This is a genomic window from Rhodoferax sp., assembly GCF_034520025.1.
In the GTDB taxonomy this organism is placed as follows: Bacteria; Pseudomonadota; Gammaproteobacteria; order Burkholderiales; family Burkholderiaceae_C; genus Allorhodoferax.
On sequence record NZ_JAXHNZ010000001.1, the window covers coordinates 871,759 to 887,079 of the forward strand.

At 60.7% G+C, this 15,321-nt stretch carries 16 protein-coding genes; 14 read left to right on the forward strand and 2 right to left on the reverse strand.

Going from position 1 to position 15,321, the window contains the following annotated elements; all coding sequences use genetic code 11:
- The first annotated feature begins 16 nt into the window (after positions 1-16).
- The 9 genes from U5L73_RS04160 (at position 17) to U5L73_RS04200 (ending at position 8,842) form a co-directional block, all read left to right on the forward strand.
- The gene (locus U5L73_RS04160) at positions 17-910 is read left to right on the forward strand and encodes a LysR family transcriptional regulator (protein ID WP_322561161.1); all 894 of its coding nucleotides are present in this window, start codon (positions 17-19) and stop codon (positions 908-910) included.
- A 48-nt stretch (positions 911-958) separates the two neighbouring features.
- Positions 959-1,804, forward strand: a complete 846-nt coding sequence (locus U5L73_RS04165; RefSeq protein ID WP_322561162.1) for a plasmid replication/partition related protein — start codon at positions 959-961, stop codon at positions 1,802-1,804.
- 153 nt (positions 1,805-1,957) lie between these two features.
- The gene (locus U5L73_RS04170; RefSeq protein ID WP_322561163.1) at positions 1,958-3,130 is read left to right on the forward strand and encodes an ABC transporter substrate-binding protein; all 1,173 of its coding nucleotides are present in this window, start codon (positions 1,958-1,960) and stop codon (positions 3,128-3,130) included.
- A gap of 137 nt (positions 3,131-3,267) precedes the next feature.
- Positions 3,268-4,143: a branched-chain amino acid ABC transporter permease gene (locus U5L73_RS04175; protein WP_322561164.1), complete on the forward strand. Its 876-nt coding sequence runs from the start codon at positions 3,268-3,270 to the stop codon at positions 4,141-4,143.
- Positions 4,140-5,147 (forward strand): branched-chain amino acid ABC transporter permease, encoded by a 1,008-nt coding sequence (locus U5L73_RS04180; RefSeq protein WP_322561165.1) that lies wholly within the window; start codon positions 4,140-4,142, stop codon positions 5,145-5,147. The genes U5L73_RS04175 and U5L73_RS04180 overlap by 4 nt, the downstream gene beginning before the upstream one ends.
- Entirely contained in the window at positions 5,144-5,935 is a 792-nt protein-coding gene (locus U5L73_RS04185) for an ABC transporter ATP-binding protein (RefSeq protein WP_322561166.1), read from the forward strand. Before U5L73_RS04180 ends, U5L73_RS04185 begins: the two co-directional genes overlap by 4 nt.
- On the forward strand, positions 5,932-6,657 hold the full coding sequence (locus tag U5L73_RS04190) for an ABC transporter ATP-binding protein (RefSeq protein ID WP_322561167.1): 726 nt from the start codon (positions 5,932-5,934) through the stop codon (positions 6,655-6,657). Before U5L73_RS04185 ends, U5L73_RS04190 begins: the two co-directional genes overlap by 4 nt.
- Positions 6,658-6,741: 84 nt before the next feature.
- Entirely contained in the window at positions 6,742-7,719 is a 978-nt protein-coding gene (locus U5L73_RS04195) for a tripartite tricarboxylate transporter substrate binding protein (RefSeq protein WP_322561168.1), read from the forward strand.
- A 175-nt stretch (positions 7,720-7,894) separates the two neighbouring features.
- Positions 7,895-8,842 carry an AEC family transporter gene (locus U5L73_RS04200; protein ID WP_322561169.1) on the forward strand — a complete coding sequence of 316 codons (948 nt, stop codon included), beginning with the start codon at positions 7,895-7,897 and terminating at the stop codon, positions 8,840-8,842.
- 39 nt (positions 8,843-8,881) lie between these two features.
- Here the strand turns inward: U5L73_RS04200 and U5L73_RS04205 are convergent, their stop codons facing one another.
- Positions 8,882-9,880: a tripartite tricarboxylate transporter substrate binding protein gene (locus U5L73_RS04205; RefSeq protein WP_322561170.1), complete on the reverse strand. Its 999-nt coding sequence runs from the start codon at positions 9,878-9,880 to the stop codon at positions 8,882-8,884.
- A 101-nt stretch (positions 9,881-9,981) separates the two neighbouring features.
- Complete coding sequence (locus tag U5L73_RS04210; RefSeq protein ID WP_322561171.1) at positions 9,982-10,896, reverse strand: LysR family transcriptional regulator; 915 nt, start codon at positions 10,894-10,896, stop codon at positions 9,982-9,984.
- Positions 10,897-11,035: 139 nt separating this feature from the next.
- On the opposite strand from U5L73_RS04210, the gene U5L73_RS04215 reads away from it, so the two are divergent.
- The 5 genes from U5L73_RS04215 (at position 11,036) to ligA (ending at position 15,318) form a co-directional block, all read left to right on the forward strand.
- On the forward strand, positions 11,036-11,758 hold the full coding sequence (locus tag U5L73_RS04215; RefSeq protein WP_322561172.1) for a substrate-binding domain-containing protein: 723 nt from the start codon (positions 11,036-11,038) through the stop codon (positions 11,756-11,758).
- A 33-nt stretch (positions 11,759-11,791) separates the two neighbouring features.
- Positions 11,792-12,820 carry an amidohydrolase family protein gene (locus U5L73_RS04220; RefSeq protein ID WP_322561173.1) on the forward strand — a complete coding sequence of 343 codons (1,029 nt, stop codon included), beginning with the start codon at positions 11,792-11,794 and terminating at the stop codon, positions 12,818-12,820.
- 323 nt (positions 12,821-13,143) lie between these two features.
- A complete protein-coding gene (gene ligK / locus U5L73_RS04225; protein ID WP_322561174.1) occupies positions 13,144-13,827 on the forward strand; it encodes a 4-carboxy-4-hydroxy-2-oxoadipate aldolase/oxaloacetate decarboxylase in 684 nt (227 codons plus the stop codon).
- Between the two features lie 9 nt (positions 13,828-13,836).
- Complete coding sequence (locus tag U5L73_RS04230; protein ID WP_322561175.1) at positions 13,837-14,763, forward strand: amidohydrolase family protein; 927 nt, start codon at positions 13,837-13,839, stop codon at positions 14,761-14,763.
- A 105-nt stretch (positions 14,764-14,868) separates the two neighbouring features.
- On the forward strand, positions 14,869-15,318 hold the full coding sequence (gene ligA, locus U5L73_RS04235) for a protocatechuate 4,5-dioxygenase subunit alpha (RefSeq protein ID WP_322561176.1): 450 nt from the start codon (positions 14,869-14,871) through the stop codon (positions 15,316-15,318).
- Positions 15,319-15,321 lie beyond the last annotated feature (3 nt).

Consider the following 15,321-nt stretch of genomic DNA (forward strand, 5'->3'; position numbering starts at 1 on the left):
ACATAGACTAAAAACTATGAACATCACATTTCGCCAACTCAAGACCTTTCTGGCCCTGGCCGAGCATTGCAGCATCACCGAAGCCGCGCGGGCTATGCATGTCACCCAACCCACTGTTTCCATGCAACTCAAAGAGATGGCGGAGATTGTGGGTTTGCCACTCTATGAAGTCACGGGCAAAAAGCTGCAGCTCACCGACGCTGGCCGTGAACTCGAAAACACGGCCAAGAACCTTCTGGACGAGTGGGATCGCTTCAAACAAGCCATCGCTGCCCAGAAAGGTCTCACGGCAGGTCGATTACGCCTCTCCGTAGTCAGCACTGCCAAGTATTTCACGCCACGCTTGTTAGGCGATTTCTGCCGTATGCACCCTGATGTGGAGATCTCGCTCGAGGTACTCAACCGCGATGGCGTGGTGCAGCGCTTGCGCGACAACGTGGACGACCTCTACATCATGTCCAAACCCCCGGTTGATATTGACGCGGCAATCCACGCCTTTCTGCCCAACCCCTTGGTGCTCATAGCGCCCGTAGGTCATGCCTTGGCAGGACGACCGCATGTCATGTTGGCAGACCTCCACGCAGAGCGTTTTGTTTTGCGGGAAAAAGGCTCAGGAACCCGGCTCACCACCGACGCTCACTTTGCGAAGCACCACTTTGTGCCACGCTTGCGTCTTGAAATGGGCAGTAACGAGGCGCTCAAGCAGGCCGTTGCAGGCGGGCTAGGCTTATCAGTCGTGTCACAGCACGCGCTGGGCCCTGACCTTGCCGGTCAAGGCCTCACCGTGCTTGGCGTGGAAGGGTTCCCTGTGGAGTCCAACTGGTACACCGTGCACCTCCGGGGAAAGCGGCTCTCCCCGTTGGCTGCGGCATTCATGCAATACCTCGACCACTTCGCAGCCAAGGCCTGAGGCGCCGCAGCACCTACAATCCAGCCCTTTTGCGTAGGCACACCCGGTATGGACATCATCGTCAACGAAGAACTCAAAGCCTATATTGACCCTCTTACCCCCGAGGAGCACGCCGCGTTAGAGCGCAGTATTCTGTCTGAGGGGTGTCGTGATGCCCTCGTCCTGTGGGGCGACGTGTTGGTTGACGGGCACAACCGCTACGGAATTTGCCAAAAGCACGGCTTGCCTTATCAAACAGTGCAGAGCAGTCTGTTCAAGTCCATAGACGATGTGCACCTGTGGATGATTGATCAGCACCTCGGACGCCGCAGTGTCTCTGACTTTCAGCGCGGTGTCTTGGCATTGCGTAAGCGGGAAATCCTTACCGCACGCCGCCAAGCAGCGCTCGCTGAAAACACCGCCACAGGCACTGAGGATGTGGCAACCCGCCCCGATGAAACTGCGCTCAGCACCGGATCTGGGGGAGCTGGCGACGAGGGCGCCTTCAAGAGCCGAGAGGATCTCGCCAAAGCAGCGCGCCTCAGCAGCAGCCAAGTGGTGATGATCGAAAAAATTCAAAAGCAAGCGGCTCCTGAGTTGGTTGCGGCGGTGAAATCCGGTGTGATCTCGATCAATGCAGCGGCAGCGGTTGCTAGCTTGCCTGAGCAAGAGCAAGTCGCAGCTGCCAGTGCGGGCAAAGATGAACTTAAGCAAGCAGCCAAGCGGGTGCGCGATGCCAAGCGGACCGCTCGCGAAGCGATGGCCGCCAATCAGCCGCCGGTCGCTGCCGCTGAAAGCGACCCGTCCGGGTCTGCGGTTGAATGGACTTTAGAGACGTTGAAAGCCCGCGTGGCACAGCTCGAAGCTGAAAACGCCTACCTTCGTCAGCAACTGGCGGAAGTCAAACCCTTCTAGAGCCACTGCACAGCAAGTGCAGAGAGCGTGAATGGGAAGGGCGGATATTGCAAAACGGCATAACTAAGAGTGCATATCCGCAGTTGCACTAGCGTGAGCAAAGGGCGATAGTCGCACACAGTGTGATTCTAAAAACCGTTCAGGAGACAACACGTGAACAAACGCCACTTCCTACGTGCAACCGCATTGGCCTCGTTGGCAATTGCCGGTTCCACAGTCTGTGCACAAGACAATGTTTTCAAAATCGGCTTGATCTTGCCCATGACCGGGCAGCAGGCAACGACCGGGCGCCAGATCGAAGCAGCCGCCAAGTTGTACATGGCCCAAAACGGTGACACCGTTGCAGGCAAAAAGATCCAGCTCATCATTAAGGACGACACCAGTATTCCTGATGTGACCAAGCGCATGGCGCAAGAACTCATCGTCAATGACAAGGTGAATGTCTTGGCAGGGTTCGGTATCACTCCATCCGCCTTCGCAACGGCACCATTGGCTACCCAGTCCAAAACGCCCATGGTAGTGATGGCTGCTGCTACTTCATCCATTACAGAATCGTCGCCCTACATCGTGCGCACCAGCTTCACACTGCCGCAGGCATCAGTCTCAATGGCAGACTGGGCGCCTAAAAACGGTATCAAAAAGGTAGTGACCCTGGTGTCTGATTACGGTCCGGGCCTCGACGCGGAGAAATTCTTTAAAGAGCGCCTGGTCTTCAATGGTGGCACTATCGTGGACTCCTTGCGCGTGCCGATGCGCAACCCTGACTTTGCCCCGTTTTTGCAAAAAGTACGTGATCTGAAGCCTGATGCCCTGTTTGTGTTTGTCCCTTCCGGGGCTGGTGCAGCAGTCATGAAGCAGTTTCTCGAGCGCGGCATGGACAAAGCCGGCATCAAGCTCATCGGCACCGGCGATATTACCGATGACGATCAGTTGAACGACATGGGCGACGGCGCTCTGGGCGTTGTAACTTCACACCATTACTCTGCCGCGCACCCGTCTGCCCTCAACAAGAAGTTTGTTGACGCTTTCCAAAAGGGTAACAAAAATCTGCGTCCCAACTTTATGGCTGTAGGTGGCTATGACGGCATGCGCGTGATTTATGAGGCGCTTAAGGCCACCAAAGGTCAGGGCGGTGGCGATGCCTTGCTGGCCGCCATGAAGGGCCAGATCTTTGAGAGCCCGCGGGGCCCGGTCTTCATCGACGCCCAGACCCGCGATATCGTGCAGAACATTTATTTGCGCAAAGTGGAGCGGAAAGACGGCCAGCTCTATAACGTGGAATTTGATGTGATCAAAGACGTCAAAGACCCGGGTAAAGCCCGCTAACCGACTCCCCTGATCGCTGACCACGCGATAAGCAGTGGGCGGCAGTCTGCAGGCACAAAAAGCGATGGCAACGCCCTCGCTTTTTTGTTGCCCGAACCCGGCTGCTCACCAGCAAGATTGACCCGGAAACTACCTTTATGTTGACCATACTTTTCGACGGCATCGCCTACGGCATGTTGTTGTTCATCCTCGCGGTCGGCCTCGCCGTCACTATGGGGTTAATGAACTTCGTGAACCTCGCACACGGCGCCTTTGCCATGGTGGGCGGGTACGTCACCGTGCTGCTGATGCAGCGCCTTGATGTGCCATTTCTGGTGTGCCTACCCATTGCGTTTGTCACTTCGGCTTTGCTGGGTGCCGTCCTGGAGCGAACGCTGTACCGCCCGCTGTACAAACGGCCGCACTTGGACCAAGTGATGTTCTCCATCGGCCTGACCTTCATGGCGGTGGCCGCGGTGGACTACTTTGTGGGCTCCACCCAGCAGATCATGCAGTTGCCGGAATGGCTCAAAGGCCGCACTGAAATCGGTGAGGGGGCCTGGATGCTGGGCATGGGCCACTACCGCTTGTTCATCATCGCGGTGTGTGCAGCGCTGACCATTGCTTTGCAGCACATCCTGACCAAAACCCGTTTCGGCAGCCGCCTGCGCGCCTCGGTCGATGACCAGCGGGTGGCTGCCGGTTTGGGCATCAATGTGAACGTGGTGTTTCTGGCTACCTTTGCAGTGGGCTCCGGCCTTGCCGGTCTGGGCGGTGCGCTGGGGGCGGATGTGCTGGGTATGGACCCCACCTTCCCGCTCAAGTTCATGATCTACTTCTTGATCGTGGTCGCCGTGGGCGGTACCTCGAGCATTACCGGTCCGCTCTTGGCAGCGTTGCTCTTGGGCATTGCGGACGTCGCAGGCAAGTACTACATCCCCAAACTCGGCGCCTTCATTGTGTACAGCCTGATGATCATCATTCTGGTCTGGCGCCCGCAAGGCCTCTTTGTGCGCAAAGGCGGCAAGGCATGAACACCCCGGACTCTTTCTCCATGAATAACACCAATATCCTGATGCGTGCCGGCCGCTGGCGCTGGTGGGAGCTGCTGCTCTGGGCGGTGGCCCTGTCACTGCCCTGGGTCATGAACACCCACGCGCTCATCATCAACGAAATTGCCATCGTCGCGCTGTTCGCGCTGTCGCTGGACATCATCCTCGGGTACACCGGCATCGTGTCGCTGGGCCATGCGGCCTTCTTTGGCATGGGCGCGTATACCGCAGCCTTGTTCTCGAAGCACATCAACCCCGACCCCTTGTTCGGTTTGGCAGTCGCCATGGCCGTGTCCACGGTGTTGGGTGCCCTTTGCAGTGTGACGGTGCAGCGGGGTACCGACCTCACCCGCCTCATGGTGACCATGGGCGTCGGCCTCATCCTGATGGAACTGGCCAACAAGCTCGACTGGCTCACCGGTGGTGCCGATGGCCTGCAAGGCGTGATGATGGGTCCCTTGCTCGGCCGCTATGAGTTCGACCTTTACGGCAGCACGGCCGCCACCTATTCCATCGTGGTCCTGTTCATCATGTTTGTGTTGGCGCGCCGCTTTGTGAACTCGCCGTTCGGCAGCACGCTCAAAGCCATTCACGACAACCGCTTGCGTGCCATGGCCATTGGCATTCCGGTGGCCAGCCGTATCGCAGTGGCGTACACCGTGGCCGCAGGTGCTGCGGGCATGGCCGGAGCACTGCTGGCGCAGACCACCGGCTTTGCCTCGCTCGACGTGTTTGAGTTCCACCGCTCGGCAGATTTGGTGTTGCTGCTGGTGATCGGCGGGGTGGGTTGGTTGTATGGTGGCGTGATCGGTGCCATCGTGTTCAAGGTGTTGCAAGACGCCATATCGAGCATCACTCCCCAGTACTGGACCTTCTGGATCGGCCTCTTCCTCGTGGTGCTGATGCTGGTGGGCCGCGAGCGTGTGGTGCGCCCCTGGACCTGGTTCGGCACTTCGTCCTCCAAGAAGAAGGAAGGTGCCGCATGAGCGCCACCTCTAGCCCCATGAATTCCAACACCGTACTCAGCGCGCAAGGGCTGGTGATGAAGTTCGGCGGCATCACCGCCACCAACAACGTCACGCTCAACCTGCAAAAAGGCGCACGCCATGCGCTCATCGGCCCCAACGGCGCGGGCAAAACCACGCTCATCAACCTGTTGACCGGCGTGCTCCAACCCACCGAAGGCCGCATCGTGCTCGAGGGGGAAGACATCACGCATTTGGCACCGCACCAGCGTGTGCGCCGTGGCATGGTGCGTACCTTCCAGATCAACCAGCTGTTTGACAGCATGAGCCCGATGCAAACCCTGGCCATGGTGGTCAGCCAGCACCAGGGGCTGGGTGGCAAGTGGTGGCAAGCCTTGGGCGCAGACCGCAGCGTGGTGGAGCGGTGCGAGCAGTTGCTCGAGCAGTTCCACCTCAGCAGCGTCATGCACCAGGAAACCCGGGTGCTGGCCTACGGCAAGCGCCGCTTGCTGGAGATTGCGATTGCGCTGGCCTGCGAGCCCCGCGTACTCCTGCTCGACGAACCGGTGGCCGGTGTGCCTGCCGGCGAGCGCGAAGAGCTGCTGCAAACCGTGGCAGCCCTGCCGGCGGATGTGTCCATCCTTTTGATTGAACATGACATGGATCTGGTCTTCAGCTTTGCAAACCGCATGACGGTGCTGGTCAATGGCACCATGCTCACCGAGGGCAACCCCGAAGAAATTGCCAATGACCCGCAGGTCAAGGCGGTGTACCTCGGCCACGCCGAAGGCGAAGGAGCCCACGCATGACCGAGCTGCTCAAAGTAGAAAACCTGTCCGCTGGCTACGGCGAGGCGGTGGTGTTGCACGGCGTGTCTGTGTCCATCTTTGAGGGTGAAACGCTGGCGCTGCTGGGTCGCAATGGCACCGGCAAAACCACGTTCATGAACACCCTGGCCGGCGCTACGCGGCAGCACGGCGGCACCATGCGCTTAGGGGGCGCCGACTTGCACAAAATGCCCCAACACGAGCGGGCAGCAGCCGGTATCGGTTGGGTGCCCCAAGAGCGCAACATCTTCAAGTCGCTTACGGTGGATGAAAACCTCACCGCGGTGGCACGCCCGGCCCGCGCCGGCCGCAAGGCCGCCATGTGGACGCCCGAGCGCGTGTACGAGCTCTTTCCCCGTCTGGCAGAGCGCAAGACTAACCTGGGCACCCAACTCTCAGGGGGCGAGCAGCAAATGCTGGCAGTAGGCCGCGCGCTGGTGCTCAACCCCACGCTGCTGCTGCTGGATGAGCCGTGCGAAGGCCTGGCGCCCATCATCGTGCAAGAGTTGTTGCGTGCCATCCGCCGCATCACCCGCGAAGAGGGCTTGAGCGCCATCATCGTGGAGCAACACCCGCAAGCCATTCTGGCCATCAGCGACACCGCTGCGGCGTTGGACCGTGGCACCGTGGTGCACAGCGGCACCGCCCAGAGTTTGCGGGAGCAACCCGAGCTGTTAGATAAGTTGTTGGGTGTCGCCCGCTAAGGGTTGATTTGCTATCAAAAATAGAGCTACTCGCGCAGGTCTCATAAGCGCCAGTGGCTCTTTTTTACTTCAAAGGAGACAAGAATGAACCATTTCACACGCCGCAGCGCACTGGCTGCAATCGCCACCTCTGCCTTGGCCGCAGCAGTGCCCGCTATGGCAGACACCTTCCCCAGCAAACCGATCCGCATCGTGGTGCCCTTTGGTGCCGGCGGTGTGGCTGATCTGACAGCCCGCACCGTGGCGCAAAAGCTCGCCGAGTCGTTAGGGCAGCCGGTCATCATCGACAACAAGCCGGGCGTCGGTGGTGTCGGTGCGGGCGAGGCGGTGGCCAAGGCGGAGCCCGATGGCCACACGCTGCTGCTCATGTCCAACGGCACGGCAGTGAGCGCTGGCTTGTTCAAAACTTTGCCATTCGATGCCCAGCGCGACTTTGCGCCCGTGTCCACTTTGGGTTTCTTCGACCTCGCGGTGCTGGGCTCGGCCAACGCGCCCTATAAGAACCTGGGCGAGCTCATGGCCTTTGCCAAGGCCAACCCTGGCAAGCTCAATGTGGGCACCATCAACATCGGCAGTACCCAGCACCTCGCGGCCGAGTTGTTCAAGTCCCGCACCGGGCTGGACTTTTTGATCGTGCCCTTCAACGGCACTCCCGCACTGACTACCGCGTTGCGCGGTGGGCAGGTGGATGTAGCCATCGAAATCCTCGGGCCCATGATGGGGCAGGTCAGCTCCAAGGCGGTGCGCCCGCTGGCCATTCTGGGGGACGAGCGCGCAGCGCAGGTGCCGGACGTGCCCACCGTCATGCAAAGCGGCGTGGCCAACTTCGATGTGTCGTCCTGGAACGCGCTGGCGGCGCCTGCCAAAACGCCCAAAGACGTAATCGCCCGCCTCAACAAAGAGGTGCAAGCCGCCTTGGCTAACCCCGATGTGAAGAAAAAGCTGTTTGAGCTCAATGTGTCTGCGCGTGGCTCTACCCCCGAAAAGTTGGGCGAGTTGCTGGGTAGCGAGATCAAGCGTTGGGGCGAAGTGATCATCAAGTCGGGGGTGCCGCGCCTGTAAGTTTTGCTATTATTTCAGGAGCTGCTGGCGCTTTCTCGGTGAGCGTCAAAAGCCTTTTTGATACTGAATGTAAGGGGTGACAATGCAGGTCTGCGTGCCGTTTTGGGTGGGGGGTATGCAGAAGACGGTCGCATTGGCGCTCCTTACACAGCCATTCCCTCTCTGACAGCTTCTGATGCTTGATATTTTGGCCATCACCGGTCCCATTTACCTGTGCATTGCCATGGGTTACCTCTGCACCCGCATGGGGGTGTTCAGCAAACCTGATTTGCGGGTACTGGGTAAGTTCGTGCTCAACCTGGCCTTGCCTGCGCTCTTGTTCAATGCCATTGCCCAGCGCCCGCTGGCCGACGTGATGCACCTGGACTACCTGCTCGCCTATGGCCTGGGCTCTGCGGTCATGATGCTGGCGGGTTACCTCTGGGCCCGTTATGTGAACCACAGCACCGGCAGCTACCGCGCCTTCTTCGCCATGGGCACCTCCTGCTCCAACAGTGGCTACATGGGTTACCCGGTGGCGCAGTTGGTGTTGGGCAGCATTGCCCCGGTGGCGCTGGCGCTCAATATGGTGTTTGAAAACCTCATCAAGCTGCCTGTGCTTCTCACGCTGGCAGACAACGCCGATGCCGGTGGCCACCGCCCGTGGCGCACCGTGTTACTGGATATTGCGCGTGGCTGGGTGCGCACCCCCATGCTGGTGGTGATTCCACTGGCGCTGCTGGTGTCGGTGATGGGCTGGGTGCTGCCCGGCCCGGTGGCACGCACCATTACTTTGTTCTCGCAAGTGACGACCGGCCTTGCGTTGTTCATCATTGGCGGAGCGCTGGTGGGGCTGCAACTCAAGGGCAAGCGCCGGCTGGTGGGGCAGATCACCATCGGCAAGCTGGTGTTGCACCCGCTGTGCGTGTTTCTCGTGTTCACCTTCGTGGTACCGATTGCCGATCCGCAACTGCGAACCGCCGCCTTGCTTTACTCCGCCATGCCTATGCTGGGCATTTATCCCATCCTCGCGCTGAAGTATGGTCACGAGGAGGTGAGCGCCGCCACCTTGCTGGCTGCCACGGTGGGTTCTTTTTTTACGTTAAACGTGCTGCTGTGGGTGTTGAAGCTGCATCCGCTTTAGGGATGCGTGCATCTGTCACAAAGCAGCAGACCTAGCCCCTCAATCCGCCTTGACCCGCCCACCGCTGATCACTGGTTTCCAGCGGGCAATTTCCGAGGCGATCAGCTTGCCAAAGTTGGCTGGTGTGTCTGGGGTCGCGATAGCGCCCTCGGCATTCAACCGGCCTTTGAGTTCGGGCGAGTTCAGCACTTGGTTGATCTGGGTGTTGAGCTTGGCCACCACATCGGCCGGAGTGCCGGCTGGTGCCACTACGCCGTACCACTGGTCGGCCTCAAAACCTTGGTAGCCGCTCTCGGCCACGGTGGGCAGGTCGGGCAAGGCGGCCATGCGCTTCGGGCTGGATACCGCCAAGGCCCGGAGTTGTCCGTTTTTGATCTGGGTAATGACTGCCGGTGCGCCGGTAAACAGCACCTGAATCTGGCCGCCCACTAGGTCGGTCACAGCGGGGGCGGTCCCGCGGTAGGGGATGTGCAGTAATGAGCTGCCGGTTTGCAGCTTGAAGTACTCGCTGGCTAGGTTGGCCGCACTACCGTTGCCACCGGAGCCGTAGTTCAGTTGGCCGGGTTTGGCTTTGGCCAGTGCCACCAGCTCTTTCACGTTTTTGGCCGGCACGCTGGGGTGCACCACCAAGATGTTGGGCACGCGCGCCACCCACGCTACCGGCGCGAAGCTCTTGATGGGGTCGTAAGGCAGGTTGGGGTAGAGCGAAGGGTTGACGGCCAGTGTGCCGATGTGGCCCATGAGCAGGGTGTAGCCGTCGGCCGGGGCCTTGGCCACTTTGTCGGCGCCGATCGACCCGCCTGCGCCGGGCACGTTTTCGATGACCACTGGTTGGCCCCAGGCTTCGTTGAGCTTCTGGCCAATGGCGCGGGCCAAGATGTCGGTGGACCCGCCGGGTGTGAAGGGCACCACCAGTCGGATGGGTTTGGCGGGGTAGGTTGCGGCTGTCTGTGCCACCGCAGTTTGTGAAATAAAAAGGCCGCTGGCGCCCGCAAATACAGCGCAGACTGCTATGAATTTAGTAGTGTTTTGGGTCATTGTCTCTTCTCGTGAATTGTTGTCGAGACAGTGTGCGGGCAGCATCGTACGCAAAGCAAGCCGCGCACGGCATAGCAGCTATGCAAAAAGCGGTGCTGCGGTCAACGGTGAATGGCCTCCAGCACCACTTTGCTGACCACATCCATGGCCTTACGCTGTGTCTGGGTGGTGGGGCGGCGGGCTGACCACACCAGCATGAGCTGGCTCATGATGCGCGGGCTGTGGATGGACTGCACGGTGAAAGTCTCGGGGTTGTCGAAGTTGCTCAGCGTGTAGCCCGGCAGCACCGCGTGGCCCATGCCTTCTTTCACCAGGTTCAGGATCGCGTTGAGCCCGTCCACTTCCAACAGCACTTCAGGCCGGCGCCCCAGCGCCATCATTTCGCCCTCCAGCAGGATGCGGAAGGCATTGGGCCGGCTGGGCAGGATCAGCGGCAGCTCTGCCACGTCTCTGAGGCTGATGGCGGGTGCCGCTTTGCTTTTGCCGTTTTTGCCGCCGCTGGGGTTGTGCGAGATGAGCGAGAGCTCGTCTTCATCCAGCGTACTCATTTCCAAATCGGCGCTCTGGCCGGGGTTGTAGAGAACCGCCATGTCGAGGTTGCCCAGGCGCAGGCCTTCGTGCATCTGCACCGAGAAACCTTCGGTGAGCGTCAGGTGGGCGTGGGGCAGGGCCTCGCGAAAGGCCTTTACCAGCGGCACTGTGATCAGCTTGGAGAGGCTGGGGGGCAGGCCTATGGACACCCTTCCGGCCAGCGCACCGCGGGCGGCGCCCATCTCTTCGCGGGTGAGTTGCACCTGGTGCAAGATGCCGCGGCCGTGCTCCAGCAGCAGTTTGCCGGCTTCGGTGGGCACGGCGCCACGGCCGTTGCGGGTGAGCAGGTTCTGGCGCAGCTCCACCTCCAGCAGGCGGATCTGCCGGCTCAGCGCAGGCTGGGCCACGTCCAGCGAGATGGAGGCGCGGGTAAAACTGCCCATTTCGGCCACGCGCACAAAGTATTCCAACTGTTTCAAATCCATAGCAAGCTGTCCATAGCGGGATTCCGGGATGAGTGAGTTTCTTCTGAGAATAGCTGCGCGTCAATTATGCCGATATGTGATAGCTGCTAGTCGCCCCCTCGGCTTATCAAAGCCCGCCTGCCCGACCAGAATACCCAGCATGCAAAGCCCTGCCTCCCACTCCCACGCCCCTGCTGGATTGACCCTGAAAGCCATCTCGTCAATGGCCACGCGCCAGGTGTTGACCGAGCTGGCCGCGGCCTATGAATCCGCCACGGGCGTGCACCTCGCGCTGGAGTCTGTGGGCGGAGTGGACGCGGCCAAGCGGGTGCAAGCGGGTGAGGTGTTCGACATCGTGTTTCTCGCGTCCGACGCTATTGACAAGCTGTTGGCGGCGGGCCATCTGGCTGCCGGCAGCCGTGTGGACTTGATGCATTCCGGCGTGGCCGTCGCGGTGAAAGAGGGCGCTGCGGCACCCGACATCAGCTCGGAAGCCGCCGTGCGTGCAGCCGTGTTGGCCGCACCCACCCTGAGTTACTCCACCGGCCCGAGCGGTGTCGCACTGGCCAAGCTGTTTGAGCGATGGGGCATTGCGAGCGAGATACAAAGCCGCATCGTGCAAGCACCCCCTGGCGTGCCGGTAGGCACGCTGGTGGCACAGGGTGAGGTGGCGTTGGGCTTTCAGCAGCTCAGCGAATTGATCCACGTAAAAGGCATTCGCATCGTGGGCCCGCTGCCCGCAGAGATACAGATCACCACCACCTTTTCTGCCGGGCTCGGGGCGCACAGCAGCCGAGCCGACGCCGTGCGCGCGCTGCTGGACTACATGGGATCGCCCCAGGCCCATGCCGCCAAGCTGCGCCAGGGCATGGAACCCGCATAAGCACACATACCGACAACATCACCGGAGACTTCCATGATCATTGATTGCCACGGCCACTACACCACGGCCCCCAAGGCGCTGGAAAACTGGCGCAACGCCCAGATCGCCAACCTGTCCACGCCCGAACTGGGCCCCAAGGTGGCTGACCTGAAGATCAGCGATGACGAGCTGATCGAGACCATCGAGACAAACCAGTTGCGCCTGATGAAAGAGCGGGGCTCCGACCTCACCATCTTCAGCCCGCGCGCCAGCTTCATGGCCCACCACATCGGCGACTTCAACACCAGCGCGACCTGGGCGGCCATCTGCAACGAGCTGTGCTTCCGCGTGAGCCAGCTGTTTCCGGACCACTTCATTCCCGCAGCAATGCTGCCCCAGAGCCCAGGTGTGGACCCCGCTACCTGCATTCCCGAGCTGGTGAAGTGCGTGGAGCAATACGGCAACGTGGGCATCAACCTGAACCCCGACCCCAGCGGCGGCCACTGGACGTCGCCCCCCCTGAGCGACAAGCACTGGTTCCCCATCTACGAGAAGATGGTGGAGTACGACATCCCCGCGATGATCCACGTGAGCACCAGCTGCAACGCCTGCTTCCACACCACCGGCGCCCATTACCTCAACGCGGACACCACCGCCTTCATGCAGTGCCTGACGAGTGATTTGTTCAAGCAGTTCCCCACGCTCAAGTTCCTGATTCCGCATGGCGGCGGCGCCGTGCCTTACCACTGGGGCCGCTTCCGCGGCTTGGCGCAAGAACTCAAGAAGCCACTGTTGGAAGAGCATTTGCTCAATAACATTTACTTCGACACCTGCGTGTACCACCAGCCCGGCATCGACCTGCTTAACACCGTGATCCCGGTGAAGAACGTGTTGTTTGCGTCCGAGATGATTGGTGCTGTGCGGGGCATTGACCCGCAAACCGGCCACTACTACGACGATACCAAGCGTTACATCGAAGCCTCCAAGATCCTGAGCGCGGACGACCGCCATCAGATTTACGAAGGCAATGCGCGGCGCGTCTTCCCGCGGCTGGATGCGGTTTTGAAGGCCAAGGGGCGGTAACTTGGTTTCGTGCTGCGATTGGAGGGCTCGGGATGGCTATGCGTTTTGCTACGTGTCCCCCGCCCGCTTTGCGAGCTCCTCCTTGACCTCCGCAAAACGCATAGCCACTCCAAGCCTTGCCCGCGTGTTTGGATAGGCGGCTGAATGAAGTCAATTTCGTTCGCAGCGGCAGAGTAGGGGTGAGTGCCGCAGCGAAGTTAAGGAGGAGCCCGCTGGAGCGGGCGGGGGACATGAGCGGAGGTACTCACCCCTGCTCTGCTGCGGGTCCAGCGAAAAGCAGGTCCAGTGAGAAATGCAGCCAGAAATATTGAGGAGTCTTAAATATGTATGAACTAGGCGTTTGCTACAATAACATCACCCGCGCAGACCGCGCAGCCGCAGACGGCTTGGCCGCCTTGGGCTCTGCCACCGTGCACGAAGCCATGGGTCGCGTGGGCCTGCTCAAGCCCTACATGCGCCCCATCCAAAGTGGCGTGCAGGTGTCCGGCACCGCAGTGACCGTGCTGCTGCAACCCGGCGACAACTGGATGATGCATGTGGCCGCAGAGCAAATCCAGCCCGGCGACATCGTGGTGGCAACCGTGACCGCGGAGTGCACGGATGGTTTCTTCGGCGACTTGCTGGCCACCAGCTTCCAAGCCCGCGGCGCCCGCGCGTTGATCATCGACGGCGGTGTGCGCGACGTGAAAGAACTGCAGCGCATGGGCTTCCCGGTGTGGAGCAAGGCCATCAGCAGTAAGGGCACCATCAAGGCGACCTTGGGCTCGGTCAACATTCCTATCGTCTGCGCCGGCATGCTGGTGACGCCCGGTGATGTGATCGTGGCGGACGACGACGGCGTGGTGTGCGTGCCCGCAGCCAAAGCGGTTGCCACGCTGGCTGCTGCCCAGAAGCGCGAAAGCTTCGAGGGCGAAAAGCGCGAGAAGCTGGCCGCCGGCGTGCTGGGGCTGGACATGTACAAGATGCGCGAGCCTTTGGCGGCGCTGGGTTTGAAGTACATCGACTGAGAGCCCGCCATGAGCAAACCTACTTCGGGTGACTTCACCAAAACTGCTGGCTGGCTGGACTGGTACACAGGACCATCTAGGCCTACCTTCCAACTGCCCGCTAGCGCTGTCGATGCGCACTGCCACGTGTTCGGCCCGGGTGGCGAATTTCCTTATGCGCCTGAGCGCAAGTACACACCGTGCGACGCCTCCAAGCACCAGCTGTTCTCCCTGCGCAACCACCTGGGCTTTGAGAAAAACGTCATCGTGCAAGCCACTTGCCACGGTGCTGACAACCGCGCCATGGTGGATGCGCTGCTGGCCAGCAACGGCAAGGCACGCGGAGTGGCCACGGTCAAACGCAGCGTCACTGATGACGAGTTGCAGGCCATGCACGATGCCGGCGTGCGCGGTGTGCGCTTTAACTTCGTCAAGCGCCTGGTGGACTTCACGCCCAAGGACGAGCTGATGGAAATTGCCGGCCGCATCGCCAAGTGGGGCTGGCATGTGGTGATCTATTTTGAGGCGGTGGACCTGCCTGAGCTGTGGGACTTCTTCACCGCGCTGCCCACCACCGTGGTGGTGGACCACATGGGCCGCCCGGATGTATCACTGCCCGTGGACGGTCCGCAGTTCGCGCTCTTTGAGAAATTCATGCGTGAGCACAGCAATGTGTGGAGCAAGGTAAGCTGCCCCGAACGCTTGAGCGTCAGTGGCCCCAAGGCGCTGAACGGTGAGCAGCATGCCTACCGCGACGTGATTCCGTTTGCCAGGCGCATCGTCGAGCAGTTCCCGGATCGTGTGCTGTGGGGCACCGACTGGCCGCACCCCAACCTGAAGGATCACATGCCCGATGACGGCCTGCTGGTGGACTTCATCCCCCATATCGCCACCACTCCAGAGCTGCAGCGCAAGCTGCTGGTGGAGAACCCCAACCGCCTCTATTGGAAGGATTGATGGCCCCCACGCTCTGCCGCTGCGCGGATCGCTGCCCCCCAGAGGGGGCGCAAATCGCCTTGGGGCGGCCCTACGGCGATTTCTATTGTTTTGAGAAAGTACTGAATGGCACTCGATAAACCCTACCAGGACATTCCTGGAACCATCATTTTTGATGCCGAGCAAAGCCGCAAAGGCTATTGGCTCAACCAGTTCTGCATGAGCCTCATGAAGGCCGACAACCGCGCGCGCTTTAAGGCCGACCAGCGCGCCTACTTGAACGAATGGCCCATGAGCGAGGACCAGCGCCAGGCGGTGATCGATATGGACCTGAACCGCGCTATGCAGCTCGGCGGCAATATCTACTTCCTGGCCAAGATCGGCGCCACCCATGGCCGCAGCTTTCAGCAGATGGCCGGAAGCATGACCGGCATGACCGAAGAAGAGTACCGCGCCATGATGTTGGCCGGTGGCCGTTCGGCCGAAGGCAACCGCTATATCGGTGAGAACGGCGACGCCCAGGCCCACCGTCAACCCCAAGGCCAACAATCCACCGTTGGTGGCAAGAAAGACTGAACC

Bases quoted from the DNA above. Each gene is read 5' to 3' on its own strand.
- U5L73_RS04160 (WP_322561161.1), top strand. From the start codon at position 17: ATGAACATCACATTTCGCCAACTCAAGACCTTTCTGGCCCTGGCCGAG.
- U5L73_RS04165 (WP_322561162.1), top strand. From the start codon at position 959: ATGGACATCATCGTCAACGAAGAACTCAAAGCCTATATTGACCCTCTT.
- U5L73_RS04175 (WP_322561164.1), top strand. From the start codon at position 3,268: ATGTTGACCATACTTTTCGACGGCATCGCCTACGGCATGTTGTTGTTC.
- U5L73_RS04180 (WP_322561165.1), top strand. From the start codon at position 4,140: ATGAACACCCCGGACTCTTTCTCCATGAATAACACCAATATCCTGATG.
- U5L73_RS04185 (WP_322561166.1), top strand. From the start codon at position 5,144: ATGAGCGCCACCTCTAGCCCCATGAATTCCAACACCGTACTCAGCGCG.
- U5L73_RS04190 (WP_322561167.1), top strand. From the start codon at position 5,932: ATGACCGAGCTGCTCAAAGTAGAAAACCTGTCCGCTGGCTACGGCGAG.
- U5L73_RS04195 (WP_322561168.1), top strand. From the start codon at position 6,742: ATGAACCATTTCACACGCCGCAGCGCACTGGCTGCAATCGCCACCTCT.
- U5L73_RS04200 (WP_322561169.1), top strand. From the start codon at position 7,895: ATGCTTGATATTTTGGCCATCACCGGTCCCATTTACCTGTGCATTGCC.
- U5L73_RS04205 (WP_322561170.1), bottom strand. From the start codon at position 9,880: ATGACCCAAAACACTACTAAATTCATAGCAGTCTGCGCTGTATTTGCG.
- U5L73_RS04210 (WP_322561171.1), bottom strand. From the start codon at position 10,896: ATGGATTTGAAACAGTTGGAATACTTTGTGCGCGTGGCCGAAATGGGC.
- U5L73_RS04215 (WP_322561172.1), top strand. From the start codon at position 11,036: ATGCAAAGCCCTGCCTCCCACTCCCACGCCCCTGCTGGATTGACCCTG.
- U5L73_RS04220 (WP_322561173.1), top strand. From the start codon at position 11,792: ATGATCATTGATTGCCACGGCCACTACACCACGGCCCCCAAGGCGCTG.
- ligK (WP_322561174.1), top strand. From the start codon at position 13,144: ATGTATGAACTAGGCGTTTGCTACAATAACATCACCCGCGCAGACCGC.
- U5L73_RS04230 (WP_322561175.1), top strand. From the start codon at position 13,837: ATGAGCAAACCTACTTCGGGTGACTTCACCAAAACTGCTGGCTGGCTG.
- ligA (WP_322561176.1), top strand. From the start codon at position 14,869: ATGGCACTCGATAAACCCTACCAGGACATTCCTGGAACCATCATTTTT.